Here is a 24,580-nt window from a genome sequence, read left to right on the forward strand (position 1 = left end):
AGGCCCATCCAGCGGAACCGGCTTCCGCACCGGCTGGGGGCGGCGCGCGGCCTCCCCCCGGCGCGGCGGCGCGAGGTGCCCGCGGCGCGCGACGCCGGGGCGCGGGAGGCCGCGGCGCGGAGCTACCTGGTCATCGAGCTGCGCGGGGACGGAGCCGTCCCGGACCGCTACCTGGCCTCCGCGTGGCTCCAGGTGGACGGCGGGCACGGGCTCATGCTGCGCTGCGACGACGAACCCGTCCCCCTCGACCGGCTGCCCGGACTCGTCAAGGAGCTGCTGTGCGAGGACCAGCACGTCGTCAACCGGCCGACGCCGGAGCTGACGCTGGAGTTCGTGCTGCCGGTCGACCTGCTCGGCACGCCGGTCGACCAGCTGCGGATCACGGTGGACGGGCTGGAGCGGCGCCTCGGCATCGAGCATCCGGTGGTCGTCCGCAGCCTCGACCGGATGCGCAGGCGGGCGTACCACCACCACTGGCGCCGCAAGTGGCGGTGGCTGCGCGACAACCCCCACGGCGCCGAGGTGTGCTGGGTGACACAGCCCGGGCAGTACGGCGGTGAAAGCCTCTACAGCATGCTGCTGTCCGAACCGTCGTCGGTGTGCATGGCCATGGCCTTCCCCCCGCGCACGGACGGGCCGGACTCCGCGGAGCTGCGCGCCGCGCTCCAGGCGGGGGCGCCGATCGTCACCTGGTGCCGCCGCGGCCGCGATCCGGAGCGGTTCGCCCGGGAGTTCCGGGAACTGCTGGGCGCGGGGGCGATGGACCTGCCCGACGCCGTGCTGGCGCTGCGCCGGCAGGCGCTCCGGGCGCTCGACGGAGACGGCGGCGGCGTCCATCTCGGTCTCGACCTGACGCTGGTGTTCGACGACGCGGACCGGCTGCCCGAACCCTACGTGCGGCTGAACGCCCCGGCCTGAGCCCCCTGGGAGGTACCTGTGGCGAAGACGGAGACGACCGCGGGCGAAGAGTCCGAGGGCTGGGAGATCTACCGGGGTGACGCCCGGCCGCACGACGGCCTGGCGCGGCTGCCCGATCCGCCGCCCTGGAGGCGGTTCGACGCGGCCGGCGACACGGCCGACGGCGCCGCCCGGCTGCCGGGCGGCGGTCTGGAGCGCGCCCTGGCGTACCGTCCGAAACCGAACGTCGTCACCATGGTGAACGTGGCCCTGCGCCTGCGGCGGCCCCTGCTGGTCACCGGCAAGCCCGGGACGGGCAAGTCGACGCTCGCCTACAACGTGGCGCACGAGCTGGGCCTCGGTCCCGTGCTGGACTGGCCGATCACCAGCCGGGTCACGCTCCAGGAAGGGCTGTACCGCTACGACGCCATCGGCCGCCTGCACGAGACGAGCCTGCGGCGGGCCGTGGCCCCCGGGGCCGACACCGAGGCCCCCGACATCGGCCGCTACATCCGGCTCGGGCCGCTCGGGACGGCGCTGCTGCCGCAGCCGCGCCCCCGCGTGCTGCTGATCGACGAGCTGGACAAGAGCGACATCGACCTGCCCAACGACCTGCTCAACGTGTTCGAGGAGGGCGGCTTCACGATCCCGGAGCTCGAACGCCTCCCGGAGGACCAGCCGGTCGTGCACGTCATGCCGGCCAAGGGCCCGGACCGGGTGCCGGTCGGCCGCGGCCGGGTCCAGTGCACCGCGTTCCCGCTGGTCGTCATCACCAGCAACGGCGAGCGGGAGTTCCCCCCGGCGTTCCTGCGCCGCTGCGTCCGGCTGGTGATCGAGCCGCCGAGCCCCGAGGAGCTCGCCGAGATCGTCGAGGCGCACCTCGGCCCCGCGGCGAGCGCGGCGAGCGCGGACCTCATCCGGGAGTTCCTGGACCGCCGCGAGCAGGGCGACCTGGCCACCGACCAGCTCCTCAACGCGGTCTACCTGAGCACGACCGGCTCCCGGCCCTCGGAGGCCACGCTCCATGACATGGTCAGGGCGATCCTGCGCCCGCTGGGCGCCGCCGGCCCGGGATGATCCCCCGGCTGATCGGGGCGCTGGAGGCGCTCTCCCCCCGGCCCACCGCGGAGGAGGTCGCCGACGCCCTGTGGCTGGCGCTCTCCCTGCCGGGGGCCGCGGCGCCCGGCGGTCAGGACCCGCCGGCGCCCGGCCCTGAGGCGGAGCCGGAACCGCCCGCGGAGCCCGTCGCGGCCGAGCCCGCGGTCGCCGAACCGTCCGCGCCCCGCCGCCCGGTCCGTCCCGCGCCGTCGGCCGCGCAGGCGGGACTGCACCTCCCCGCGCCGGGGTCCGCGCCGGGCGACGCCGGGCGCGCCCCGGCGGCGCCCGCGCTCCCGCACGCGCTGAGCCTCGCCCGCGCGCTGCGGCCGCTGCGGGGCAGGGTCTCGTCCCGGACGGTGGAGAACCTCGTCGAGGAGGCGACGGCGCAGCGGATCGCGGAGACCGGCATCTGGGAGCCGGTCATGGAGCCCGCGCCGGAACGGCGGCTCGACCTCGCCCTCGTGGTGGACGGCGGCCCCTCCATGGTCGTCTGGACCCGGCTCGCCGCCGAGCTGCGGACCCTGATGGAACGGCTGGGCGCCTTCCGCGACGTGCGGGTGTGGCGGCTCGACGCCGACGGCGGCGCGCTCGTCCTGCGCACCGGCAGCTCGCCGGCCGGGCCGGGCCGCAGCCCGGACGAGCTGATCGACCCGACGCACCGCCGCGTGGTCCTGGTCTTCAGCGACTGCATCGGGCCGGCCTGGGGCGACGGGCGCGCCGCCGCGGTCGTCGAACGCTGGGCGCGGTCCGCCCCGGTCGCGATCCTCCAGCCGCTCCCCCAGCGGCTGTGGTGGCGGTGCGCGACGGCGGTCGAGCCGGTGTGGCTCGGGGCGCAGCGGGCCGGGGCGCCGAACGCCCGGCTCGCGGTGCGGCCGCGCGAGGAGTCCGCCGTGCCGCCCGGCGTCGCCGTTCCCGTGATGGAGCTGGAGCCCCGCTGGCTGCGCCCCTGGGCCGAACTCGTCGGCTGCGGGGCGGAGCGGATCGCGGCGATGGCCGTGTTCACCGGCGCGCCGGCCGCCGAGGCCCCCCGGGACGCCCGGGAGGAGGACGGAGGCGACCTGTCGCCCGCCGAGCGGGTGACGCGCTTCCGGGCGGTCTCCTCGCCGACGGCGTTCCGGCTGGCGGCCTACCTCGCGGCGGCCCCGCTGCGGCTGGAGGTCATGTCGCTCGTCCAGAGGGCCATGCTCCCGGAGGCCACGTCGGCGCACCTGGCCGAGGTGTTCCTGGGCGGCCTGCTGCGGCGCGCCCGCCGCGCCTCGGACCCGGCGGGCGTCGAGTACGAGTTCCACGACGGGGTCCGCGACGTCCTGCTCGGCGGTCTCGGCCGCACGGAGGCGATGGGCGTCCTGCGCAACGTCTGGGACGTCGTGCGCGGGCGGTGGGGGTCCACGCAGGACTTCCCCGCGCTGCTGCGGGCCATCCAGCAGGGCGCCGAGGACCTGCGGCAGGATCCGCCGTTCGCGCAGGTCGCGGCGCGCGTGCTCGCCCGGCTCGGCGGGCGGTACGCGCAGATCGCGGAGCGCCTGGCGCAGAGCGCCGCAGACGGTCCCGGCGCCGCCGTCCCGGACGACGCCGGACCCGCGCCCGGCGAGGGCCCCGCGCGGGAGGAGCGGGACGCGCGGGCGCCGCTGCTGGGCGGCGGGCTCCCGGCGCGCAACCCCGACTTCACCGGCCGCGACGCCCTGCTCCGCGACATCCGGGCGGAACTGTCCGGCGCGGTGACCTCCCTGCTGCCCGCGGACCCGCGGCGGCTCGGCGGGCAGGGCAAGTCGCAGCTCGCCGTCGAGTACGCCCACCGCCACGCGGGCGACTACGACCTCGTCTGGTGGGTGCCCGCCGAGCGGACCACGCTCGCCAGGTCGTCGCTCGCCGAGCTGGCCCGGCGGCTCGGCACGCCGCTCAGCGACGAGGTCAACCGGACCGTCGAGCACCTCCTGGACGCGCTGCGCGCGGGCCCGGGGCGCCGGCGCTGGCTGCTCATCTACGACAACGCCGCCGACCCCGACGAGATCGTCCCGCTGATGCCGGTGCGCCGGGGGGAGCCCGGCGGGCGGCTGACGACCGCCGTCCCGGGAGGGCACGTCCTGGTCACCTCCCGGGACCACCGCTGGACGGAGCTCACCGCCGGCAAGGAGGTGGGGGTGTTCGAGCGCGCGGAGAGCATCGCGCTGCTGTGCCGCCGCGTGCCCGGCCTCACGCCCGCCGACGCCGACCGGCTCGCCCGGCGGATCGGCGACCTGCCGCTGGCGGTCGAGCAGGCCGCGGCGTGGCACGCCGTGACCGGCCGGACGACCGCGGAGTACCTGCGGCTCCTCGACCGCCGGCTCCGCGAGAAGGCCCGGCCGTCCCTCCCGCCGGACTATCCGGCCGAGCTGGCCGCGACGCTGACCCTGGCGTTCGAGCGGCTGCTGGAGGACGCGCCCGCCGCGGGGCGGCTGCTGGAGCTGTGGGCCTTCTTCGGCCCCGAGCCCGTCACCCGGAACCTGCTGTCGGCGGGCGCCGCGGACGGCCTCCCCCCGGAACTGGCGGAGACGCTGGGAGACGCCGGCCTGCTCCGGACGGCGATGGCCGACATCAGCCGCTACGCCCTCGGCCGGTTCGACCCGGATCCGTGCAGCCTCCAGGTCCACCGGCTCGTGCGGACGATGCTGCAGACCAGGCTCTCCGAGACCGACCGCCGGACCGTGCGGGACCGGGTGCACCGGATCCTCGCCGCCGCGACGCCGCAGGCGACGCCGGAGGACGAGACCACCTGGGGGATCCGAGCGGAGATCGCCCCGCACGTGGTGCCGTCGGGCGTCATCGGCGGCGCGTCCACCGAGGTCCGCGCGGTCGCGCTCGACCAGATGCGCTACCTCTACCTGCTCGGCGACTTCGAGGGCAGCCGCGTCCTCGCCGAGCTCGCGCTGGAGCGGTGGCAGCGGGAGCTCGGCCCCTACGACGAGTCGGTGCTCATCGCGGGCCGCGAGCTCGGCACCGTGCTGCGCGCGCTCGGGGAGGTGGCCGCGGCGAACCGGCAGAACGCCGACATCCACCGGCGGACGACCGAGCGCTTCGGGCCCGGCCACTCGCTCACCATGCGCGCCGCCCGCAACGTCGCCGCCGACCTGCGGCTGAAGGGCGACTTCCGGGCCGCCCTCGCCCTCGACCAGGACACGCTGCGCCGCACGGTCCGGCTGTTCGGCAACGGCCACGTCGAGACGCTCGTCGTCGCCAACAACGTCGGCATCGACCTGCGCCTGCTGGGCGAGTTCGAGCGGGCGCGGGCGATCGACGCCGGCTCGGTCGAGCAGCTCCGCGCGAGCCTCGGCCCGCGCCACCGCAACACCCTGCTGGCCATCAGCCAGCTCGCCCGCGACCTGCACGGGCTGGGCGACTACCGCGAGGCCGCCGCGCTGCAGCGGGAGGTCCTGACGACCATGCGGGAGACGCCCGTGTCCGAGCACGCGTTCGTGCTGCACACGGAGATGAGCCACGCCGTCACCCTGCGGAAGCTGGGCCGCCACGGCGAGGCGATGGCGCGGGCGGAGGCGACGCTGCGGCTCCACACGCAACGCTACGGCGAGCGGCATCCCGACACCCTCGCCGCCCGGCGCGTGCTGGTGGCGGCCTGCCTGGCGGCCGGCGACGCCGGGAGGGCCCGCGCGCTCGGAGAGGCGGCCCTCGCCGAGCACCGCCGGGTCATGGGCATGGACCATCCGTTCTCCCACGCCTGCGCCGCGGACCTCGCCATGGCGCTGCGGGGCCTGGGCGACCACGAGGCGGCGCGCGTCCTCGACGACACGTCCGTCCGGGAACTGCGCGCCGCGCTGGGCGCCGACCACTACTTCTCGCTCTGCTGCTCGGTCGGGCTCGTCCACGACCTGTTCCACATGGGCAGGCTGGAGGCGGCCCGCATCCGCTCCAACGAGACCTGGGAGCGGTTCGGCGGCCGGTACGGCCCGGACCACGTCTACACGCTCGCGTGCGCCCACAACCACCGGGTGATCTGCGACGCGCTCGGCCTGGAAGGCCCGGCCGGCGACCCCGTCGGCGCCCTGGCGGACGTCCTCGGGGACGGGCACCCCGACGTGAGGCAGGCCGGGGAGGGACGTCTACTCGACTGCGACATCGCGCCGACCTCGCTCTGAGCCGGATGGAACGGGGCTCGGCGCACGGAACTGAGGAGGGGCAGCGGACATGCTTCCCGATTTCGACGCCACCGGCCCTCTCTGGCGCCCCTCGGGGCCCTGCGTCATCGTCGGCTGCGACATCGCGGGTTTCGGCGACGCGACCCGGACCGACGACGTGCGACGGCACATGCGCGACGCGCTGTACCGGCATCTGGACGTGAGCCTCGCCGCCGCGGGGGTCCTCCTGGCCGACTGCTACTGGGAGGACCGCGGCGACGGAGCGATGATCGCCCTGCGGCCCCATCTGGAGGTGGAGCCGGTCCTGGTGGACGTCGCCGACACGCTGCGGGCCGAACTGGGCCGCCACAACCGGGTCGCCTCCGAGATCGCCCGGATCCGTCTGCGGATGGCGGTGCACACCGGGGAGGCCGTGTTCGACGGCCACGGGCTGGTGGGAACGGCCGTGAACCACACGTTCCGCATCCTCGACGCCCCCGCCTTCAAGGAGGCGCTCGGCGCGTCCGGGGCGTGGTTCGGGCTGGTCGTCTCCGAGCGCGTCCATTCCGACGTCGTCCGGCACGCCAGGGGGAGGATCATCCCGGAGGACTACCGGCGGATCGACGTGGCGGTCAAGGAGACCGACGCCTCGGCGTGGATCAGGCTGCCGGGCGCGGACGCCGGCCGCCCGGACGCGCACCGGAACCCGGCCACCGCGGTCTCACCGCGGCCCTCGGTCTTCGCGCCGCCGCCGGACGCGCCGGACCGGCCGGCGGTCTTCGAACTGGTCGACCGCATGCTGGAGGTGCCGCTGCTGTCGTCCCCGCAGGGCCGCGACCAGGTGGTCGGCGCCCTCCGCCGCGACGTCGCCGCCGCGGTCACCCGTCACGCGGGCGCCCGGATGGACTGCTTCGCCATCCTCACCACGTGCCTGGACTACCCCGGCGGGCTGAAGGAGCTCGTCGACGTCACCCGGGGGCTGGCCGGAGAGTCGCTCTCCGTCCACCGTCTGGAACAGGCCATGGCCCGGATCCTGTGAGCCCCGCCCGGATCTCCTTCTCCGGGCCCGGGACGCGTCAGGCGTGCTCGGTGCGGAGGTGGTGCTTGAGGGTCGCCAGCTCAAGGTGCGGCGCGTGGCAGCGGTCGCAGGCCCAGACTCCGCTGGGTATCGTGACGCCGCGCGCCGACGCGTCCTCGCGCGCGCACAGCAGGTTGTAGGACTGGACGAGGCGTCGCCACGTCCTCCGGACCGCCGATGACATTCCCGCTCCCCCTCCGAGCCCGGTTCGGTGCTCTTGGGCTCAGCATAGGGTAACGGGAATGTCAAGGCGAAACGCCGGAGATCACTGCCCGATCTTCAGGCCCGGTTCGCCCTGCCGGTACTCCAGGGGCCGGACCCCCCGGCCGCCGGGCACGTTGGCGCCCCGGCGCATCATGCCGGTGGGCAGGATCGTCCGCCCGAAGCTGTTCGCGAACATCATCGCGGCGGCCGCGTACAGGGCGACCACCGAGGCGGCGACGAACAGCCAGCCGCCGACGTCCAGCGCCCAGGTCGTCCCCACCCAGAATCCGGCGGCCGTGAAGCCCGCGCCGACCGCCAGGCAGGCCCAGACCAGGGACGTCATCAGGTTCTCGCCGAGCGCGGCGAGCGCGCCCAGTCCGGTGATCACCGCGAGCGGGATGAACCAGAACGCGAATCCCTGATAGGCCGTGCCGAGGACCGGCGCCAGTGCCACCGGCGCCGCGCCGATGCTCACCAGCAGGAACAGCAGCCCCCAGCCGATGAAGAACGTGCCCCACATGCCGTGCATGGCGGTGGCCACGCCGTCCCGCGCCCGGTAGCCCCACAGGCCGGCCAGCAGCTGCGCGATGCCGCCGAAGGTCAGCACGAAGGGCCACAGGATGAGCGGGGTGCCGACGCCGCCGTACCAGCCGGCCTGCCACGCGCCCACCATCATGGCCGCGGCGGCGAGCCCGAACAGCCCGAGGATCGACGGCGCCGCGATCGGCTGCAGGAAGACGCGGGTGCGGTCCTCCCAGAGCGCGTGCTCGCCGGCCTGGTCCGCGCCCCTCGGGGGCGCCATCGCCGCGCCCTGTGCCGGTGCGGCCGCGCCGTGCGCCGGGGTGGCCGTGCCCTCCGCGGGCATCGCCTGTCCCGTGTGCTCGCCGGGCATCGGCGCGGATTGGTGCTCTCTACGCCTTGCCATGAGATCCCCCTCTGAATCGGAGAGCTGTAAACCCCTCCTAACCGTGTTCAACCAGGTCAAACGGCATATGACGGTTTCCTGAAGAGGTTCGCGTTTGCACCCGGCACCCTTTGCCGCACGCTGACGCGGGCATGGTGATCCGATGGCTCAGCGGCTCCGGTGGCTCAGCGGCCGAGCGGCCGCGGCGGGCAGTGGATCTCCAGGCCGGGGGTGGCGTTCCAGCCGATCAGCGTGAACAGCCGCTCGATGTGCGGGGGGACCCCGTGCAGGACGAGGAGGCAGTCGCGCTCGTGCAGGGCGCGGGCGGCCTCGCTGAAGGCGCGCAGGCCCGCGACGTCCATGAACTCCACCCCCGACAGGTCGGCGTGCAGGTCGCCGGACACGCGGTCCTGGACGGCGCGCAGGGCGCGCGCGACCGCGGCGGTGTTGGAGACGTCGACCTCCCCCGCGAGCAGGACCCGGGGCACGCCCGACGCGGCCGTGATGCGCAGCAGCGCGGAGTCGTGCTCGACGATGTCGTAGCGGGGAGCCTCCCGCGCACCCGGGTCGGGGGCGCCCTCGCCGCCGGTGATCCGCCAGACCGTCATCTGCTCCTCACCCTCAACGGGGCGCCGCCGCTACCGTGCGCGGCCCCGTATATGCAAGGCTCTCACCTGTCGGGACCTTCTGGACCCCACCAGAGCGGAAAACCACGATCGGAAGCCATTTCATGGACGAGAAGGCGATCCTGGAACGTATCAACGATTTCATCGAGGAGGAGCACTCTCTCCGGCAGGCGCACGAGCGGGCCGAGGCATCCAACGCCGAGGTCCAGACGCGGCTGCGGGACCTGGAGGTGGCGCTCGACCAGTGCTGGGATCTGCTGCGGCAGCGGAGGGCCCGCCTCTCGGCGGGACAGAACCCGGAAGACGCCCAGGTCCGTCCCGCCGGCGAGGTGGAGGGCTACTGGCAGTAGCCCCCTCGCGGCCGGCCCCTCACGGGACCATCCAGCCGAGCACCGCGGTGGACTGCAGGCCGGACAGCACGCACATCCCGGCCAGGAACAGCAGGCTCCACAGCACCACGCGGCGGAAGATGTCGCCCTCGCGCCCGTCCAGGCCGACGGCCGCGGCGGCGATGGCGAGGTTCTGCGGCGACACCATCTTGCCGAGGACGCCGCCGGAGCTGTTGGTCGCGGCCATCAGGACCGTCGACAGGTCGGCCTTGTTCGCGGCGGTGACCTGCAGGGAGCCGAACAGCGAGTTGGACGAGGTGTCCGATCCGGTGACCGCGGTGCCGAGCCAGCCGAGGATCGGCGACAGCAGCGCGAACGCGCCGCCCGCCCCCGCCATCCACGTCCCGAGCGTCACGGTCTGCCCCGACGCGTTCATCACGAACGCCAGCGCCAGGACGGCCATCACCGTGATGATCGCCCACCTGAGCTGGACGAGCGTCGTCCCGTAGGCGCGCAGGGCCCGGCCGGCGCCGACGCCGAGGGCGGCCATGGTGATCAGCCCGGCGGCGAGCATCTGCGTGCCGGGCGTGGTCAGGTAGTTGAAGGTGAAGGTCGGCAGGGCCAGCGGCTTGCCCGTGGGGCCCGTGAGGTGCAGCCCCGGCCAGGAGAACGTCCGGGTCGCCCGGTCCAGGAGGTCCTTGACCGGCCCGATCTGGCAGACGACGAAGACCGCGATGATGATCGCGTAAGGCGCGTAGGCGCGGGCGACCTCGGCGCGGGAGTCCCCGGCCCGTCCCCCGTCCCGGCCCTCGGCGTCCCGGCCCTCGACGCGGGCGGCGAACTCCGGGGTCGGCTCGTCCGCCGCGCCGCCGGCGACCGGGGCGGGCTTCGCCGGCGCCGCCGACGGGCGCACCCGGACGGCCAGGACGACGGCCGCCGCGGAGACCAGCGACGCAACGACGTCGGCGAGCGGCACCGAGACGAAGTTCGCGGTGACGTACTGCGCGGCCCCGAACGCGGCGCCGCACAGCAGGGCGACGGGCCAGGTCTCGCGCAGCCCGCGCCGCCCGTCCACGATGGCGACGAGGACGAGCGGGACGAACACGGCGAGGATCGGGGTCTGCCGCCCCACCATGGCGCCGAGCGTGTCGCTGGATTCGCCGGTGACCTTGCCGAGCGTGAGGATCGGCGTCGCCATCGCGCCGAACGCGACGGGCGCGGTGTTGGCGGTGAGGGCGAGGACGGCGGCCTTGAGCGGCGGGAAGCCGAGCGCGATCAGCATGACGGAGGTGACCGCGACCGGCGTGCCGAATCCGGCCAGGGCCTCCAGCAGCGCGCCGAACGAGAACGCGATCAGCACCGCCTGGAGCCTGCTGTCGTCGCTGACCCGCGCGAACGACCGGCGCAGCACGTCGAAGTGCCCGGTGGCGACAGTGATGTTGTAGACCCAGAGGGCGTTGATGACGATCCACAGGATCGGGTAGAAGCCGAACGCCGCGCCCTCGGAGCCGGCGAGGAGCGCCTGGTCGGCGGGCATCCCGTACGTCCAGACCGCGACGGCCAGCGCGACCGCCAGCGCGATCAGGGACGCGAGCCACGCGCGCATGCGGACGCCGCCGAGCAGGACGAACAGCACGGCCAGCGGCAGCGCGGCGACCAGGGAGCTCCAGCCGAGCGAGTCGGCGACGGGATCGAGGACCTGCTGGTACACGGCGATCACCTCGTGGGGTAGTGGTCGCCCCCGAGTACGTCATCCCTACCCGGCCCGGTGACGGAGATCACCTTGATAGTGAACTTTTCAACCGGTCAGAGCTCCCGGAGGAGCCGGGCCGGGGTGATGGGCAGGTCGCGAACGCGGATCCCGGTGGCGTGGTGGACGGCGTTGCCGACGGCCGCCGCCGCGCCGACGATGCCGATCTCGCCGATGCCCTTGGCTCCCATCGGGTTCAGGTGCGGGTCGGACTCCTCCACCCACGCGGCGTCGACGTCGCGGATGTCGGCGCAGGCCGGGACGTGGTACTGGGCGAGGTCGCGGTTCAGGTAGTCGCCGAACTCCCGGTCCATGACGCTCTGCTCCATCAGCGCCATCCCGACGCCCATCGTCATCCCGCCGATGAACTGGGACCGGGCCGTCGTGGGGTTGATGATCCGCCCGGCGGCGAACACGCCGAGCATCCGGCGGACGCGGACCTCGCCGGTGTCGGCGTCCACCTCCACCTCGGCGAACTGCGCGCCGAACGCGTGCCGGGCGTACTCGGCGCGGGCCTTGAGCTCCTCGCCGGTGTCGGCCGACGCCTCCACGCCCTCCGGCGGGACGGCGCCGTTCAGCTTCCCGCGCAGGGCCTCGCAGGCGCGCACGACGGCCGTCCCCCAGCCGGCCGTCCCTCCGGATCCGCCCGCCACCGACGCCCGGGGGAACGAGCTGTCGCCGATCTCCATCCGGATGTCGGCGAGGTCCTCCTTGAGCGTCTCGGCCGCGATCAGGGCGAGGGCGGTGCGGGCGCCGGTGCCGATGTCGGCGGCGGCGATCCGGATGGTGAACGTCCCGTCGGGCTCGGCCCGGGCCGAGGCCTGGTTGGGCCGCTGGTAGGCGGGATAGGTGGACGCGGCGACGCCCGTGCCCACGAGCTTGCGGCCCTCCCTGCGGACGCCGGGACGGGGGTCGCGCCCGGCCCACCCGAAGCGTTCGGCGCCCTCGCGGAGGCAGGCGACCAGGTTCCGCGAGCTGAACGGAAGCCCGCTCTCCGGCTCGTGATCGGTGTCGTTGCGCACGCGGAGCTCGATCGGGTCGATGCCCGTGGCGACGGCCAGCTCGTCCATCGCCGATTCGAGCGCGTACATGCCGGGCGTCTCGCCCGGGGCGCGCATCCAGGACGGCGTGGGGACGTCGAGCGGCACCACCCGGTGCGAGGTGAGGCGGTGCGGGGCCCGGTACATCATGCGCGTGGGCGTCGCGGTCTGCTCGGCGAACTCCTTGACGGTCGAGGTCTGCTCGGCCACCTCGTGCAGGATCGCGTTCAGCCGCCCGTCCTCGCCGGCGCCGAGGCGCAGGCGCTGGACTGTCGGGGTCCGGTAGCCGGTGGTGGCGAACATCTGCTGGCGCGGGACGGCGAACTTCACGGGACGTCCCGCGACGCGGGCGGCCATCGCGGCGAGCACGACGTTCGGCCGGGGCGTGCCCTTGGAGCCGAACCCGCCGCCGACGTGCGGCGACACGACGCGCACCCGGGAGGGGTCGAGCCCGAAGACCTTCGCGATCGTGGACTGGACGGTCGACGCGCCCTGGTTGGAGTCGTACAGCGTGAGAGTGCCGTCGTCGTCCCACCGGGCGATCGTGGCGTGCGGCTCCATCGGGTTGTTGTGCTCGGCCGGGGTCGTGTAGACGGCGTCCACCCGCACGGCCGAGTCGGCGAACGCCTTCTCGGGCTCGCCCTGCCCGGTGTCCGCGGGGAACACCGGGTTCACCTTGTCCGGCTTGTAGAGGCCCGGATGGTCGGCGCGCAGACGCACGTCCGGCGCCTCCTCGGCGTACTCGACGCGCAGCAGGCGGGCCGCCTCCCGGGCGGTCTCCAGGGTCTCCGCGACCACGGCGGCCACGAACTGGCCACGGTAGGAGACCGTCCGCGACTGGAACAGGGCCAGCTCGCCGTCCGAGGTGTCGTCGAGCTCGGGGGCGTTCTCGCAGGACAGGACGGCGAGCACCCCGGGCAGCCGCAGCGCGGCCTCGGTCCCGACCGACGCGATCCGGCCCTTGCCCACGCTCGCCTGGACGGCCGCGGCGTAGGCGGCGCCCTCCACGGGGTACTCGAACGCGTAGCGCGCCGTCCCGGTGACCTTCTCGCGGCCCTCCAGCCGGTCGGTCATGACTCCTCCCCCAGCTCGGTCAGCGTCCGGACGATCAGGTTGCGCGCCATCGGCACCTTGTAGGCGTTGTCGCGCAGCGGCTCGGCGGCCTCCATCTCGGCCTCGGCGGCGCGCAGGAAGGACTCCTCCGTCGCCTCCGCGCCGCGCAGGGCCTCCTCGGCGCGGCGCGCCCGCCACGGCTTGTGGGCGACGCCGCCGAGGGCCAGCCGGACGTCCCGCACCCGGCCGTCGGCGACGTCCAGCGCCGCCGCTATGGAGACCAGCGCGAACGCGAACGACGCGCGCTCGCGGACCTTGCGGTAGCGGGACGGGACGCCCAGCGCGGGGACCTCCACGGCGGTGATCAGGTCGCCCGGTTCGAGGGTGGTGTCGCGCTGGGGCTCGTCCCCGGGGAGCCTGTACAGGTCCTCGATGGGGACGGTCCTCTCTCCGCCGCGCCCCCGCACGCGCACGGACGCGTCCAGGGCGGCCAGCGCCACGGCCATGTCCGACGGGTGCGTCGCCACGCAGGCGTCGGAATGGCCCAGGATCGCCAGGTTGTGGTGCTCGCCCTCCCGCGCCGGGCACCCGCTGCCCGGAGTGCGCTTGTTGCAGGGCTTGGAGGTGTCCTGGAAGTAGGAGCAGCGGGTCCGCTGGAGCAGGTTGCCGCCGACGGTGGCGAGGTTGCGGATCTGGCCGGACGCCCCCGCGAGGACGGCCTGCGCCAGGAGGGAGTGGCCCTCGCGCACGGTCCGGTCGGCGGCGACGGCGCTGTTGGTCACCGCCGACCCGATGGCGAGGCTTCCGTCCGGTCGCAGCTCGATCTGGTCGTAGGGGAGATGCGCGACGTCGACGAGCCTGCTCGGCTCCTCCACCCCGAGCCGCATCAGGTCGACGAGGTTGGTTCCGCCGCCCAGGTAGACGGCTCCGTCCTGGTGGCGCTGGAGGGCGTCCTCGGCGCTGGTGGCGCGCTCGTACGCGAAGGGTCTCATGCCTCTGCCCCCTCCCTGCGCTGCGCAGCCTGCTTGAGGGCCGCGACGATGCCGACGTAGGCGCCGCAGCGGCACAGGTTGCCGCTCATCCGCTCGCGTATCTCGTCGTCGTCCAGAACGGGATCGGCCCCCAGGTCGCCGGTGACCGCGCTGGGCCAGCCGCGTTCGGCCTCGTCCAGCATCCCGGTGGCGGAGCAGAGCTGGCCGGGCGTGCAGTACCCGCACTGGAAGGCGTCGTTCTCGATGAACGCCTGCTGGACGGGACTGAGCTCTCCGTCCCGCGCCAGCCCTTCGACCGTGACGACGTCCGCTCCGTCATGGGCGACGGCCAAGGCCAGGCACCCGTTCGCCCTGCGCCCGTCGAGGAGGACGGTGCAGGCTCCGCACTGGCCGTGGTCGCAGCCCTTCTTCGACCCGGTCAGGCCGAGATCCTCACGCAGGACGTCCAGCAGGGACGCTCGGGTGTCGACGTTGAGCCGGTGCTCTGTCCCGTTCACGACGAGGGTGACGTCGGCGTGTACGGGCGTGGCTTCGCTGTCCATGCCGGGGTGCCTACCCCGGATCTTCCGTCGGTCACCGAACCTCGGCGGCCGCGTCGGGGCTCTTCCCCGGCCCTCGCCTCAGTCGTTGTCGGTGAGGATCTCCACGACCTGCCGGGCCGTGTCGGTCGGCAGCGGCGGCGGAAGCCCCTTCCACTTGCGGGACGCGGCCATCGCCGCGGCCCCCGCCCCTCCCCCGTACACGGCGGCGGTGATGAACGACGCCAGCTCGGGAGGGAGCTTCCGCTCCAGCAGCAGCACGTTCATGCGGTAGGTGGCGGCGGTCGCCATGACCCCGAACGCCCCGGCCACGGCCCCCAGGCGCAGCGCCGGGATGCGCTGCCGGGCCTTATCGATCATCTCCTGCTGCGCCGCCTCGACCACACGCCGGGCGAGCACGAGGTTCTGCTCCAGCGGGTCGTTGGCCGCGGCGGGTTCGCGCGACTTCGACATGACCTCGGCTTACCCGCAGTTTGACCGGAGATTCCGGCAAGCAATGTGTCACTTTCCGTGACATCTCCTGTGCTGTAGGTTGCCGAACCGGACCCGACAGGAAGGCCGGTTCATGCAACCCTTCGAGCTGCCCGACTTCTACGTCCCGTATCCCGCGCGGCTCAACCCGAACCTGGAGGGCGCGCGGCGGCACACCATGGCGTGGGCGCGCGAGATGAAGATGCTGGACGCCGACCGGGACCCCGGGACCCCCGACATCTGGGACGAGCGCGCGCTCGAAGCGATGGACTACGCCCTCCTGTGCGCCTACACGCACCCCGACTGCGCCGCCCCCGAACTCGACCTCGTCACCGACTGGTACGTCTGGGTCTTCTACTTCGACGACCACTTCCTGGAGGTCTTCAAGAAGCCGCAGGACCAGGAGGGCGCACGGTCCTACCTCGACCGGCTGCCGCTGTTCATGTCGCTGGACCCGCCCGACCCGGTGAACGCCGTCGAGCGCGGGCTCGCCGACCTGTGGGCGCGGACCGTCCCGGCGCGGTCGGACGCCTGGCGGCGCCGCTTCTCGGTGAGCACCCTGAACCTGCTGCGCGAATCGCTGTGGGAGCTGTCCAACATCAGCACCGGGCGGATCCCGAACCCGGTCGAGTACATCGAGATGCGCCGCAAGGTCGGCGGGGCGCCGTGGTCGGCCGACCTCGCCGAGCACGCCGCGGGCGTCGAGATCCCCGAACGCGTGGTGGCGACGCGGCCGCTGCGCGTCCTGAAGGACACCTTCTCCGACGCCGTCCACCTGCGCAACGACATCTTCTCCTACCAGCGCGAGACCGAGTCCGAGGGCGAGGTCAACAACTCGGTGCTGGTGATGGAGCGGTTCCTGTCGGTCGCGCCGCAGGTCGCCGCCGACACCGTCAACGACCTGCTCACCTCGCGGCTCCGCCAGTTCGAGAACACCGCGGTGACCGAGCTGCCGCACGTCTTCGAGGACCACGCCCTCGACCCGGCGGAGCGGGCGAGCGTCGCGGCCTACGTCAAGGCCCTCCAGGACTGGCAGTCCGGCGGCCACGAATGGCACCTGCGGTCCAGCAGGTACATGAACGACAGGTCGCTCGGCATGTCCGCCGCCCGCATCCCCGCCCTGCTGAAGTCGGCGCGGATCAGCCTCCCCCACGTCCCGTTCCAGAAAGTGGGGCCGACGCCGCTGCCCGCGTTCGACATCCCGTACACGGCGCGCGTCAACCCGCACTGCGAGCGCGCGGGGCGCAACCTGCTCGCCTGGGCGCGGGAGATGGGCATGCTCTCCCCCCACCCCCGCACGCCCGTCCCCGTGTGGAGCGCCGACCGGCTCACCGGGATGGCACTGGAGGTCTGCGGCGCGTCCCTCGCCCCCGACGCCGACCCGGACGCGCTCGACCTCGCCGTCCAGTGGCTGGGGTGCGGCACCTTCGGCGACGACTTCTTCCCGGCCGTCTTCAACCGCGACCGCGACATGGCGGGAGCGAAGGCGTTCAACGCCCGCGTCCCCCGGTTCATGCCGCTGGACTGCGGTCCCGTCCCCGCCCCGGAGAACCCGTTCGAGGCCGGGCTGGCGGACCTGTGGCCCCGCACCGCCGGGCCGATGGACGACCGGGGCCGCCGCGAGTTCCGCGCGGCCGTCGAGCACATGGTCGAGAGCTGGGTGTGGGAGCTGAACAACCACCTCCAGTCGCGCGTCCCCGACCCCGTCGACTACGTCGAGATGCGCCGCCGCACGTTCGGCTCCGAGCTGACGATGAGCCTGGCGCGCATCGGGCGCGCGGACGAGGTCCCTCCGCACGTCTTCGAGACCCGCACCCTCCGCGAGCTCGAAGCCTCCGCGATGGACGTCGCGTGCCTGCTCAACGACTGCTACTCCTACCAGAAGGAGATCGAGTACGAGGGCGAGCTGAACAACGGCGTCCTCGCCGTCGAGAACTTCTTCGGCTGCGGCCGCGACGAGGCGCTGCCCATCGTGGGCGACCTCATCGCCTCCCGCCGCCGCCAGTTCGAGCACCTCGCCGGCGGCGAGCTCCCCGCCCTCTGCGACCACCTCGGCCTGGACGACGCCGCCCGGGCCGCCGTCTCCTCGTACGTCGGGGAACTGCGCGACTGGATGGCCGGCATCCTCAGGTGGCACCGCGAGACCGACCGCTACGACGAGCGCGAGCCCGTCTTCCGGCTTCCCGAGCCCGCCGGCCTGGGAACGTCGGCCTTCCGCCTCTTCGCGCGCGCCGCCCGCTGAGCGGCGCCCTCCTCAGGTCGCCGCCCCGGCTCCCCGCACCGGGGCGGCGGTCTGGGGGGCAAGGCGCGAAGCTGGACGGCGCTCAGCTGAAATGCTCTGCGATGTGCGGACATGTGCCCTGCGTCCGGTGAGAACACCGCGACGAGAGGAGAGGGCTTGCCATCCCCATCGCGACCACTGCACCCGCGGGAACCCCGCCCGCCCGACGACCGGCGGCGCCGCTTCGAGGACGTCTACGCGGCCAACCGCGCCCCGATCCTCGGATACGCGCTGCGCCGCACGAACGACCCGCAGGACGCCGCCGACGTCCTGGCCGAGACGTTCCTCACCGCCTGGCGGCGGCTCGACGACGTCCCGCCCGGCGACCAGACCCGGCTGTGGCTGTACGGGGTGGCCCGGCGCGTCCTGGCCAACCACCACCGCGGCGAGCGCCGCAGGTCCGCGCTGGCCGCCGACCTCGGGTCCCGGCTGCGTGACGGCCTGGCCGTCCAGGACCCGCCCGGCGGCGACCTGACCGGCGTCGGCGCCGCGTTCCGCGGCCTGCCCGAATCCGACCGCGAGCTGCTGGCCCTCGTCGGCTGGGAGGGCCTCGGCCACGGCGAGATCGCGACCGTCCTGGGCTGCTCCCGCAACGCGGTGCGGATCCGCCTGCACCGCGCCCGCCGCCGCTTCGCCCGCGCCCTGGCCCGCGTGGACACGGACACCCCCGCCGCCCCGGCGCCCGCCGGCCCGGGACCCGCCACTTCCCTGCACGCCGCGTCCCTGCCCGCCACGGGGCGGCGGATCCCGAACGGAGACCCCACATGAAGCGCGACATCGACCCGCTGATCGGAGGGCTCGCCTCCGTCACCGACCGGCAGGCCGCGGGCCTGCTGCCCGAGGACGCGGCCGCCGCCCTCGCCGACCGCATCACCGCGACCGCGTCCCTCTCGACGGTGGACGGGTCACCCGCCCCGCACCGGCGGCGCTCGCCGGTCATGCGCATCGGCCTCCCGCTGGCCGCGGCGGGTGTCGCCTGCGCGGCCGTCACGGCGGTCGTCGCGACCCGCGACGGCGGCCCCGGCGACGCCCCGGGCGCCACCCCGGGCGTCACCGCGACGAGCCCGCGCGTCTCGCTGGTCTCGGCGCTGTCGTTCACCCGCAGGGGCGGCTACATCGACGTCCGCGTCCGCGACCCGCTGGCCGACCCGAAGCGCTACAAGGAGGAGTTCGCCGCCCACGGCCTCGACGTCACGCTGTCGATGGTCCCGGCGTCCCCGTCCATCGTCGGCACCGTCGTCATGATGGAGACCAGCGAGAACACCGGCGAGCGCGACGTCACCACGATCACCGCCAAGGGCGAGTGCGTGACCGGCGGCGGAGGCGACGTCTGCCCGGTCGGCGTCCGGATCCGCACCGGCTACAAGGGCACCGCCCAGATCGTCTTCGGGCGGGACGCCCGCCCGGGCGAGCAGTACGACAGCACCGCGCCCGCCTCGGCTCCGGGCGAGGTCATGCACGGCATGACCTACCGCAGGCACCGCGTGGGCGAGGTGCTGGCCGCCCTGCGCGAGCGGCAGGTCACGGTGCCGGAGTACCGCGCCATGGAGGGCAACGTCAGCAAGGCGCTGAAGCCCGGCCAGGTCCCGCCCACGTGGTACGTCCACGACGCGGTTCCCTGGGCCAAGAACCAGGTCCTCCTTTTCGTGGGCCCCGGGCCCACCGAGCAGGCGAGCGGCCAGCCGCCCTCGGCGCCTCCCGGCGTCCCCTCGCCGACCCCGACCGGGTGAGCGGCGGCGGACCGCCCCGACCGGGGCGGTCCGCTTCCTCACGGACCGGTCATCCCCGTCCGCGACGGGAGAGCGCCCGGTCGAGGAGGACGGCCGGCACGACGGCCGCCGCCAGGACGGCGCCGATCCAGGCGACGGAGGTCAGACCCGCGCCGGCGTTCATGGCGGCGCCGGCGAGCGCCGGCACGAGGCTGATGCCGAGCTGGAACGCCGAGACGGTGGCGGCCCCGGCGAGCGTCGGCGCCTCCGACGCGATCGCGAACACCCGCCCGTAGATGGCCGGATTCAGCACGAATCCGGCGATCCCGAGCAGCAGGACGAGCGGGACGACGGCCGCCGCGTGCCCGGCCAGGACCGCGAGCAGCACGGAACAGGCCGAGATCCCCAGGGCCCCCGCCAGGAGCGCGTGCGTGGGCCGCCGGTCGGCGATCCTGCCCCCGGCGGACAGGCCGATGAAGGCGCCGACCCCGAACAGCGCGAGGATCGCGGGGACCCACACGCCCGGAACGCCGGTGACGTCGGTCAGCAGCGCCGCGAGGTAGTTGAACGAGATCATGTAGGCGGCGGTGCTCAAAATGGTCGCGGCGTAGACGACCCAGAGCTGCGGCCGCCTCATCGTGCGCAGCTCCCGCCGCACGCTCGGCTCCGCGTCCGCGCCGGTCGCGGGGATCGCGACCAGGCTCAGGACCGCGCCCGCCGCGGTCAGGGCCACCACGCCCCAGAACCCGCCCCGCCACCCGGTGAAGTAGCTGAGCAGCGCGCCCGCCGGACCACCGGCGATCATCGCCAGGCCGAGGCCGCTGACGACCACTCCGGAGGCCCGCGCGGTGCGGTCGGACGTGACGAGACCGATCGCGGTGACCGCCGCGACGGCCCAGTAACCCGCGTAGGCCAGCCCGCACAGGAAGCGGGTCGCCACCAGCACGGCGTAACCGTCGGCCAGAAGGCCGACCGCCACCGAGACCGCGAAGACGACCTGCGTGGCCACCAGCGTGGTACGCCGCGGCCAGCGCAGCGTCAGGACGGCGAAGGGAGGCCCGCCGACGACCACCCCGACGGCGAACGCCGAGATCAGCGCACCCGCGGAGGACAGGCTGATCCCGAGGTCGTCGGCGATCTCCGGCAGGACCCCGGCCAGCAGGAACTCCGCGCTGCCCATCGCGAACAGGCTGAACGCCAGCAGGTAGACCCCGAGCGGCAGCCGCCTCCCAGAAGAACCCACCCGCCGCGAAGCGGTCTCGACACTCATCGCCCCCCACCCCCGGCGCCTTCCGCCCGCGCCATCACCAGCGCGGCGTTCGGCCCCGCGGCCCCCGCACCGACCACCACGACGTCGTACTCCGCATCGCTCATCGCGATCACCTCCGCCGCGGACGGTGCCCTCCCCGGCGGCCGTACGGCAAACCTTGTTGCCATTTCCGGGACGTCCGCAGTGGAATGGGGGTATGCAGCACGCAACCGCGATCGCCGACGCGCTCGCCGAGGTCGGCCCGCGCCTCAAGCGGCTCCGCAACGAGCGCAACGTGACCCTGTCCGAGCTCTCCGAGGCCACCGGGATCTCCAAGAGCACGCTGTCGCGCCTGGAGTCCGGCCAGCGCCGCCCCAGCCTGGAGCTGCTGCTGCCCATCTCGCAGGCCCACCAGGTTCCGCTGGACGAGCTGGTGGGCGCCCCCGAGGTCGGCGACCCCCGCGTCCGGCTGACTCCACGGCGCGTGAACGGCAACACCGTCCTCCCCCTGACGCGCCAGCCCGGCCCGATCCAGTCGTACAAGATGGTGCTCCCCGCGGCCCGGCGCGTGCCCGACCTGTGCACCCATGAGGGCTACGAGTGGCTTTACGTGCTGTCGGGACGTCTGCGCCTCGTGCTGGCCGATCACGACCTGGTACTGGGCCCGGGCGAGGTGGCCGAGTTCGACACCCGGCTGCCGCACTGGTTCGGCACGACCGGCGAGGGTCCGGTCGAGGTCCTCAGCCTCTTCGGCCGTCAGGGAGAGCGCATCCACATCCGCGCCAGACCGCGTCCCCGCCAGACGCAGGCGCCCTGAACGCGCCGGCTTGCCCACGGCGGCCCGTGCTATCTCCGCCCGTCTCAAGCGGTCCGATGTTCGAGCCCTCGGCCCCGGTACCCCGGCGCGGCTTCCGGTGGGAGACCGACGCCGAGGAGGGCGGTCAGGAGGAGAGCGTTTCGCGGACGGTCATCAGGGCGAAGCCCAGGAGGTTCTCGCCCTGCCAGGAGGCGGGGTGCTCGGCCCGGGGGTCGTCGGCGGTCATGCCGATGCCCCAGACGCGGTCCAGCGGGCTCGCTTCCACGAGGATGCGGTCGCGGGTGCCGGCAAGATAGTCGCGGAGATCTTTGTTCTGGGCGAACTTGGCCTCATTGCCCTTTGTGACAATGGTCACACGATTGTCGCGCCACGTCTGCTCGTCGAAGTCGCGGACGCGGCGGCCGAGGTCTTTCGCGCGTCGGGGATGGGACGCGGCGATGACGGCGGCGGCCGTTTCCTCGTCGCCGAAGAGGCGGGCCTTTTCCGCCATCATGTAGTGCTCGGCGGTCGCGTACGTGACTCCGCCGACGGCGAAGGGGGACGGCCACCACTGGCTGAGGTAGCCGCGACCTGGGGTCTGGTGGCCCCAGAAGAACAGGAGCCTCAGGTGCGTGCCCTGCTCCTGGAGGCGGGTCAGCTCGGCGACGTCCATGACCGAGAGCGTGCCAGGGACGGCCGCCGCGGTCCATCCGGTTTCCGCCGGGAATGGATGATCGATTGGCGTTGTTGTGAGGTTTGCCGCGGCCCTGGGTGGGAACCGCGGTCTAGACCATTTTGCGGACCCGGCATCTCGCCGGGACCATCTATTGATCCGGCCCGGCCTTGAACAGGAGGACTGCGGTAACAATGGACAACGCCCTGGCGAACCCCCGGCGGACCAAGATCGACGCGTGGCCCGAATGGCGGCCCGCGGAACCGGACTCCGAGCGCCCCGCGGAGGCCGATGTGTCCGAGGACGAGCTCGCCGCGCACTGACGGCCCTCCGGCCGATAGATGAGAACCCGCCCGGCCCCCGGGCGGGTTCTTCGCGTCCGGCCCCGGGCGCCGCGCCGGAGCCGCCCGTCGGTCGGCTCGGGCGGTCAGAGGACGTTGACCGCCAGTTCGCGGACGGTCCGCTCGTCCACCTCGACGCCGAGGCCGGGGGCGTCGGGGACGTGGGCGGTGCCGTCGCGGATCTCGACGGTCGGCCCCGCGTACGGGGACTCGATGAACTGGCGTCCGTTGAGGTCGACCGGGGTGTCGACGCCGAAGGCCGAGAAGAGGTGCAGGGACGCGGCGAGGCCGAGGTCGGAGTCGGTGAGGCCGGAGCCCATGAGCGCGACGCCGCAGTCCTCGGCGAGGGAGCACAGGCGGCGCGACAGGGTCAGCCCGCCGGTGCGCTGGACCTTCGCGATGGCGACGTCGACCGCGTCCAGGCGGACGAAGGTCGCCAGGTCGGACGGGTGGCGGAGGCTCTCGTCGAGGGCGACCGGGATCGGGCAGGCGTCGCGGAGGCGGCGCAGGCCCGCGATGTCGTTGGCCGGGAGGGGCTGCTCGAACGCGGTCACGCCGAGGTCCTCCAGGCGGCGCGCCAGCGTGAGGGCCGAGCGGACGGTGTAGCCCTGGTTCGCGTCCACCCAGAGCGCCGCGGCGTCGCCCGCGTGCAGGCGGACGGCCTCCACGACGTCGGCGTCCTCGGGGCCGAGGCCGACCTTCACCTTGAACGCCCGGTAGCCGAGGTCGCGGCCCTCGGCGACGCTGTCGGCGACCTCGGCGGAGGTCCGGCCGGAGACGATCCACCCGAGGTCGATCGTCTCGCGGCGGCGCCGGCCCCACAGGACGCCCAGCGGGACCCCGGCGGCGCGGCCGAGGAGGTCGTGGAGGGCGACGTCCACGGCCGACTTGGCCAGGGGCGCGCCGATGCTGAAGCCCCGGTTGATCGCGCGGTCGAAGGCGGTCGTCACGCCGTCGAGGTCCCAGGCGGGACGGCCGGTGATCGCGGGCGCGAGGTACCGGTCGATCGTGGTGACGATGGACTCGGCGGTCTCGTACGTCCAGGCCGGGATGGGGGTCGCCTCTCCCCAGCCGTGCGCGCCCTCGGCGCTGACCTTCACCAGGACGCGCAGGCTGGGCCGCCCGGCGACGGCGACCGCGCCGCCGGACACCCCGAACGAGCGCCGGGTGGGCAGCGCGACGCAGAACGTCTCGATTTTCTCGATCTTCATTCACGCCTCCGGGAAGCGGGCGCCCGCGGGTCAGCCGGGCGGTGCGGTGCTGCCGCGCAGCACCACCTCGCCCGCGACGCGCTCGATGCGGCTGCGGCGGGTGGCGGGCTCGCGCAGGGCCAGGCCCATGACGCGCTCCCCCATCGCGTTCAGCGGCAGCGCGACGGTGGTGAGGGCCGGGGTCAGGTCGCGGACGATCGAGATGTCGTCGAATCCGGCGAGCGACATCTCCTCCGGCACTAACACGCCGTTGTCGCGCAGCGCGGCGAGCGCGCCGACCGCCATCACGTCCGTGACGGCGAACACGCAGGTCGGACGGTTCTCGCGGCGGAGCAGCTCGGTCGCCGCCCGGTAGCCGCCGTCGCGTGTGAAGGGGGCCTCGACGATGTGCTCGGGCGCGACCCGGACGCCCGCCTCGGCGAGCGCCTCGGTGAATCCGCCGAGCCGGTCGTGGACGGTCGTCAGGGCGCGGGGGCCGGTCAGCACGCCGAAGCTGCGGTGGCCGAGGTCGAGCAGGGCGCGGGCCAGGGCGGCGGCGCCCTCCCGGTTCTGCGGCAGGATGGCGTCGACCTTGAGGCTGCGGTGCCGGCTGAGGACGGCGACGCGGCCGCCGGTGCGCTGGTAGGGGTCGAGCTCGGCGGCCATCGCCCGCTCCCAGTCGCGGTCCTCGAAGCCGGAGCCGATGAGCAGGATCGCGCGGGCGCGCTGGGCGCGCAGCATCGCCACGTACTCGACCTCGCGCGCCGGGTCGCGGAAGGTGCTGGCGAGCATCACCAGCATCCCGTGCTCGGCGGCGGTGCGCATGACGCCGCGGGCGATGGCGGCGAAGTAGGGGTCGCTGACGTCGTGGCAGACCACCCCGACGGACTTGCTGGAGGAGCTGGCGAGCGCCTGGGCGTGCGCGTTCGGGGTGTAGCTCAGCTCGGCCGCCGCGGCCAGGACGCGTTCCCGCAGGTCGGCGCGCACCTGCGAGGTGCCGTTCAGGACGCGGGACGCGGTCGCCAGCGAGACGCTCGCCTCCTTCGCGACGTCCTGCAGGGTCACGTACGCCCGGTCGCCGGTGCGCTCCCCTTCGGCCGCTTCCGTCATCACCGCCCCCTCGGCCGGCACGGGCCCTCGCGGCGGGTTCCTGGCGAAGACCCTCTTGACCGCGGCGCGCGCCGCTTCTTACGGTACATCAGAAAGCGCTTTCTGAACGCGCTTTCCAAACCACCCCGTCCGGAGGAACCC

The 24,580-nt window shown here is 74.1% G+C and carries 22 protein-coding genes; 10 read left to right on the forward strand and 12 right to left on the reverse strand.

Features of this window, described 5'->3' with window-relative positions:
• The 4 genes from ABD944_RS30475 to ABD944_RS30490 form a co-directional block, all read left to right on the forward strand.
• A partial coding sequence (locus tag ABD944_RS30475) for a VMAP-C domain-containing protein (RefSeq protein WP_345182688.1) occupies positions 1-918 on the forward strand: 918 nt, incomplete at its 5' end.
• An 18-nt stretch (positions 919-936) separates the two neighbouring features.
• Positions 937-1,974, forward strand: coding sequence for an AAA family ATPase (locus tag ABD944_RS30480; protein ID WP_345182689.1), 1,038 nt, complete (start codon positions 937-939; stop codon positions 1,972-1,974).
• Complete coding sequence (fxsT, locus tag ABD944_RS30485; protein ID WP_345182690.1) at positions 1,971-6,125, forward strand: FxSxx-COOH system tetratricopeptide repeat protein; 4,155 nt, start codon at positions 1,971-1,973, stop codon at positions 6,123-6,125. The genes ABD944_RS30480 and fxsT overlap by 4 nt, the downstream gene beginning before the upstream one ends.
• A gap of 49 nt (positions 6,126-6,174) precedes the next feature.
• Complete coding sequence (locus ABD944_RS30490; protein WP_345182691.1) at positions 6,175-7,143, forward strand: effector-associated domain 2-containing protein; 969 nt, start codon at positions 6,175-6,177, stop codon at positions 7,141-7,143.
• A 37-nt stretch (positions 7,144-7,180) separates the two neighbouring features.
• Here the strand turns inward: ABD944_RS30490 and ABD944_RS30495 are convergent, their stop codons facing one another.
• The 3 genes from ABD944_RS30495 to ABD944_RS30505 form a co-directional block, all read right to left on the reverse strand.
• Positions 7,181-7,366, reverse strand: a complete 186-nt coding sequence (locus ABD944_RS30495; RefSeq protein WP_345182692.1) for a hypothetical protein — start codon at positions 7,364-7,366, stop codon at positions 7,181-7,183.
• A gap of 81 nt (positions 7,367-7,447) precedes the next feature.
• Positions 7,448-8,311 (reverse strand): acetate uptake transporter family protein, encoded by an 864-nt coding sequence (locus ABD944_RS30500; protein WP_345182693.1) that lies wholly within the window; start codon positions 8,309-8,311, stop codon positions 7,448-7,450.
• 164 nt (positions 8,312-8,475) lie between these two features.
• Complete coding sequence (locus ABD944_RS30505; RefSeq protein WP_345182695.1) at positions 8,476-8,898, reverse strand: STAS domain-containing protein; 423 nt, start codon at positions 8,896-8,898, stop codon at positions 8,476-8,478.
• Between the two features lie 122 nt (positions 8,899-9,020).
• Between ABD944_RS30505 and ABD944_RS30510 the strand changes: the two genes are divergently transcribed.
• The gene (locus tag ABD944_RS30510) at positions 9,021-9,266 is read left to right on the forward strand and encodes a DUF2630 family protein (protein WP_345182696.1); all 246 of its coding nucleotides are present in this window, start codon (positions 9,021-9,023) and stop codon (positions 9,264-9,266) included.
• Positions 9,267-9,285: 19 nt separating this feature from the next.
• Here ABD944_RS30510 and ABD944_RS30515 read toward each other — a convergent pair whose 3' ends face one another.
• The 5 genes from ABD944_RS30515 to ABD944_RS30535 form a co-directional block, all read right to left on the reverse strand.
• The gene (locus ABD944_RS30515; RefSeq protein ID WP_345182697.1) at positions 9,286-10,956 is read right to left on the reverse strand and encodes an L-lactate permease; all 1,671 of its coding nucleotides are present in this window, start codon (positions 10,954-10,956) and stop codon (positions 9,286-9,288) included.
• A gap of 95 nt (positions 10,957-11,051) precedes the next feature.
• Positions 11,052-13,109, reverse strand: a complete 2,058-nt coding sequence (locus tag ABD944_RS30520; protein ID WP_345182698.1) for a xanthine dehydrogenase family protein molybdopterin-binding subunit — start codon at positions 13,107-13,109, stop codon at positions 11,052-11,054.
• Entirely contained in the window at positions 13,106-14,080 is a 975-nt protein-coding gene (locus tag ABD944_RS30525; protein WP_345182699.1) for an FAD binding domain-containing protein, read from the reverse strand. The genes ABD944_RS30520 and ABD944_RS30525 overlap by 4 nt, the downstream gene beginning before the upstream one ends.
• A complete protein-coding gene (locus tag ABD944_RS30530) occupies positions 14,077-14,622 on the reverse strand; it encodes a (2Fe-2S)-binding protein (RefSeq protein WP_345182700.1) in 546 nt (181 codons plus the stop codon). Before ABD944_RS30530 ends, ABD944_RS30525 begins: the two co-directional genes overlap by 4 nt.
• 78 nt (positions 14,623-14,700) lie before the next feature.
• Complete coding sequence (locus ABD944_RS30535; protein ID WP_345182701.1) at positions 14,701-15,072, reverse strand: phage holin family protein; 372 nt, start codon at positions 15,070-15,072, stop codon at positions 14,701-14,703.
• A gap of 112 nt (positions 15,073-15,184) precedes the next feature.
• Between ABD944_RS30535 and ABD944_RS30540 the strand changes: the two genes are divergently transcribed.
• The 3 genes from ABD944_RS30540 to ABD944_RS30550 all read left to right on the forward strand — a co-directional run bounded on the left by ABD944_RS30540 (position 15,185) and on the right by ABD944_RS30550 (position 19,101).
• The gene (locus ABD944_RS30540; RefSeq protein WP_345182702.1) at positions 15,185-17,332 is read left to right on the forward strand and encodes a terpene synthase family protein; all 2,148 of its coding nucleotides are present in this window, start codon (positions 15,185-15,187) and stop codon (positions 17,330-17,332) included.
• A 156-nt stretch (positions 17,333-17,488) separates the two neighbouring features.
• Entirely contained in the window at positions 17,489-18,139 is a 651-nt protein-coding gene (locus ABD944_RS30545; RefSeq protein WP_345182703.1) for an RNA polymerase sigma factor, read from the forward strand.
• Positions 18,136-19,101: a hypothetical protein gene (locus ABD944_RS30550; RefSeq protein WP_345182705.1), complete on the forward strand. Its 966-nt coding sequence runs from the start codon at positions 18,136-18,138 to the stop codon at positions 19,099-19,101. The genes ABD944_RS30545 and ABD944_RS30550 overlap by 4 nt, the downstream gene beginning before the upstream one ends.
• A 49-nt stretch (positions 19,102-19,150) precedes the next feature.
• Here the strand turns inward: ABD944_RS30550 and ABD944_RS30555 are convergent, their stop codons facing one another.
• Positions 19,151-20,350, reverse strand: a complete 1,200-nt coding sequence (locus ABD944_RS30555) for an MFS transporter (protein ID WP_345182706.1) — start codon at positions 20,348-20,350, stop codon at positions 19,151-19,153.
• Positions 20,351-20,546: 196 nt separating this feature from the next.
• Here ABD944_RS30555 and ABD944_RS30560 point away from each other — a divergent pair, with 196 nt between their 5' ends.
• A complete protein-coding gene (locus ABD944_RS30560) occupies positions 20,547-21,146 on the forward strand; it encodes a helix-turn-helix domain-containing protein (protein ID WP_345182707.1) in 600 nt (199 codons plus the stop codon).
• Positions 21,147-21,270: 124 nt separating this feature from the next.
• On the opposite strand, the gene ybiA is transcribed toward ABD944_RS30560, so the two are convergent.
• Positions 21,271-21,798, reverse strand: a complete 528-nt coding sequence (ybiA, locus tag ABD944_RS30565; protein ID WP_345182708.1) for a riboflavin biosynthesis intermediates N-glycosidase — start codon at positions 21,796-21,798, stop codon at positions 21,271-21,273.
• Positions 21,799-21,992: 194 nt separating this feature from the next.
• On the opposite strand from ybiA, the gene ABD944_RS30570 reads away from it, so the two are divergent.
• The gene (locus tag ABD944_RS30570; protein ID WP_268247751.1) at positions 21,993-22,121 is read left to right on the forward strand and encodes a hypothetical protein; all 129 of its coding nucleotides are present in this window, start codon (positions 21,993-21,995) and stop codon (positions 22,119-22,121) included.
• 104 nt (positions 22,122-22,225) lie between these two features.
• Here the strand turns inward: ABD944_RS30570 and ABD944_RS30575 are convergent, their stop codons facing one another.
• Both ABD944_RS30575 and ABD944_RS30580 read right to left on the reverse strand, forming a co-directional pair.
• Complete coding sequence (locus ABD944_RS30575) at positions 22,226-23,350, reverse strand: mandelate racemase/muconate lactonizing enzyme family protein (RefSeq protein ID WP_345182710.1); 1,125 nt, start codon at positions 23,348-23,350, stop codon at positions 22,226-22,228.
• Positions 23,351-23,380: 30 nt separating this feature from the next.
• Positions 23,381-24,439 (reverse strand): LacI family DNA-binding transcriptional regulator, encoded by a 1,059-nt coding sequence (locus tag ABD944_RS30580; RefSeq protein ID WP_345182711.1) that lies wholly within the window; start codon positions 24,437-24,439, stop codon positions 23,381-23,383.
• Positions 24,440-24,580 lie beyond the last annotated feature (141 nt).

It is taken from the genome of Actinomadura verrucosospora (genome assembly GCF_039540335.1).
Lineage (GTDB): Bacteria > Actinomycetota > Actinomycetes > Streptosporangiales > Streptosporangiaceae > Spirillospora > Spirillospora verrucosospora.

Coding starts and splice junctions, on each gene's coding strand:
- ybiA (WP_345182708.1), bottom strand. CDS start 21,798: ATGGACGTCGCCGAGCTGACCCGCCTCCAGGAGCAGGGCACGCACCTG.
- ABD944_RS30540 (WP_345182702.1), top strand. CDS start 15,185: ATGCAACCCTTCGAGCTGCCCGACTTCTACGTCCCGTATCCCGCGCGG.
- fxsT (WP_345182690.1), top strand. CDS start 1,971: ATGATCCCCCGGCTGATCGGGGCGCTGGAGGCGCTCTCCCCCCGGCCC.
- ABD944_RS30580 (WP_345182711.1), bottom strand. CDS start 24,439: ATGACGGAAGCGGCCGAAGGGGAGCGCACCGGCGACCGGGCGTACGTG.
- ABD944_RS30570 (WP_268247751.1), top strand. CDS start 21,993: ATGGACAACGCCCTGGCGAACCCCCGGCGGACCAAGATCGACGCGTGG.
- ABD944_RS30535 (WP_345182701.1), bottom strand. CDS start 15,072: ATGTCGAAGTCGCGCGAACCCGCCGCGGCCAACGACCCGCTGGAGCAG.
- ABD944_RS30525 (WP_345182699.1), bottom strand. CDS start 14,080: ATGAGACCCTTCGCGTACGAGCGCGCCACCAGCGCCGAGGACGCCCTC.
- ABD944_RS30500 (WP_345182693.1), bottom strand. CDS start 8,311: ATGGCAAGGCGTAGAGAGCACCAATCCGCGCCGATGCCCGGCGAGCAC.
- ABD944_RS30560 (WP_345182707.1), top strand. CDS start 20,547: ATGCAGCACGCAACCGCGATCGCCGACGCGCTCGCCGAGGTCGGCCCG.
- ABD944_RS30490 (WP_345182691.1), top strand. CDS start 6,175: ATGCTTCCCGATTTCGACGCCACCGGCCCTCTCTGGCGCCCCTCGGGG.
- ABD944_RS30550 (WP_345182705.1), top strand. CDS start 18,136: ATGAAGCGCGACATCGACCCGCTGATCGGAGGGCTCGCCTCCGTCACC.
- ABD944_RS30520 (WP_345182698.1), bottom strand. CDS start 13,109: ATGACCGACCGGCTGGAGGGCCGCGAGAAGGTCACCGGGACGGCGCGC.
- ABD944_RS30495 (WP_345182692.1), bottom strand. CDS start 7,366: ATGTCATCGGCGGTCCGGAGGACGTGGCGACGCCTCGTCCAGTCCTAC.
- ABD944_RS30505 (WP_345182695.1), bottom strand. CDS start 8,898: ATGACGGTCTGGCGGATCACCGGCGGCGAGGGCGCCCCCGACCCGGGT.
- ABD944_RS30530 (WP_345182700.1), bottom strand. CDS start 14,622: ATGGACAGCGAAGCCACGCCCGTACACGCCGACGTCACCCTCGTCGTG.
- ABD944_RS30510 (WP_345182696.1), top strand. CDS start 9,021: ATGGACGAGAAGGCGATCCTGGAACGTATCAACGATTTCATCGAGGAG.
- ABD944_RS30555 (WP_345182706.1), bottom strand. CDS start 20,350: ATGAGTGTCGAGACCGCTTCGCGGCGGGTGGGTTCTTCTGGGAGGCGG.
- ABD944_RS30575 (WP_345182710.1), bottom strand. CDS start 23,350: ATGAAGATCGAGAAAATCGAGACGTTCTGCGTCGCGCTGCCCACCCGG.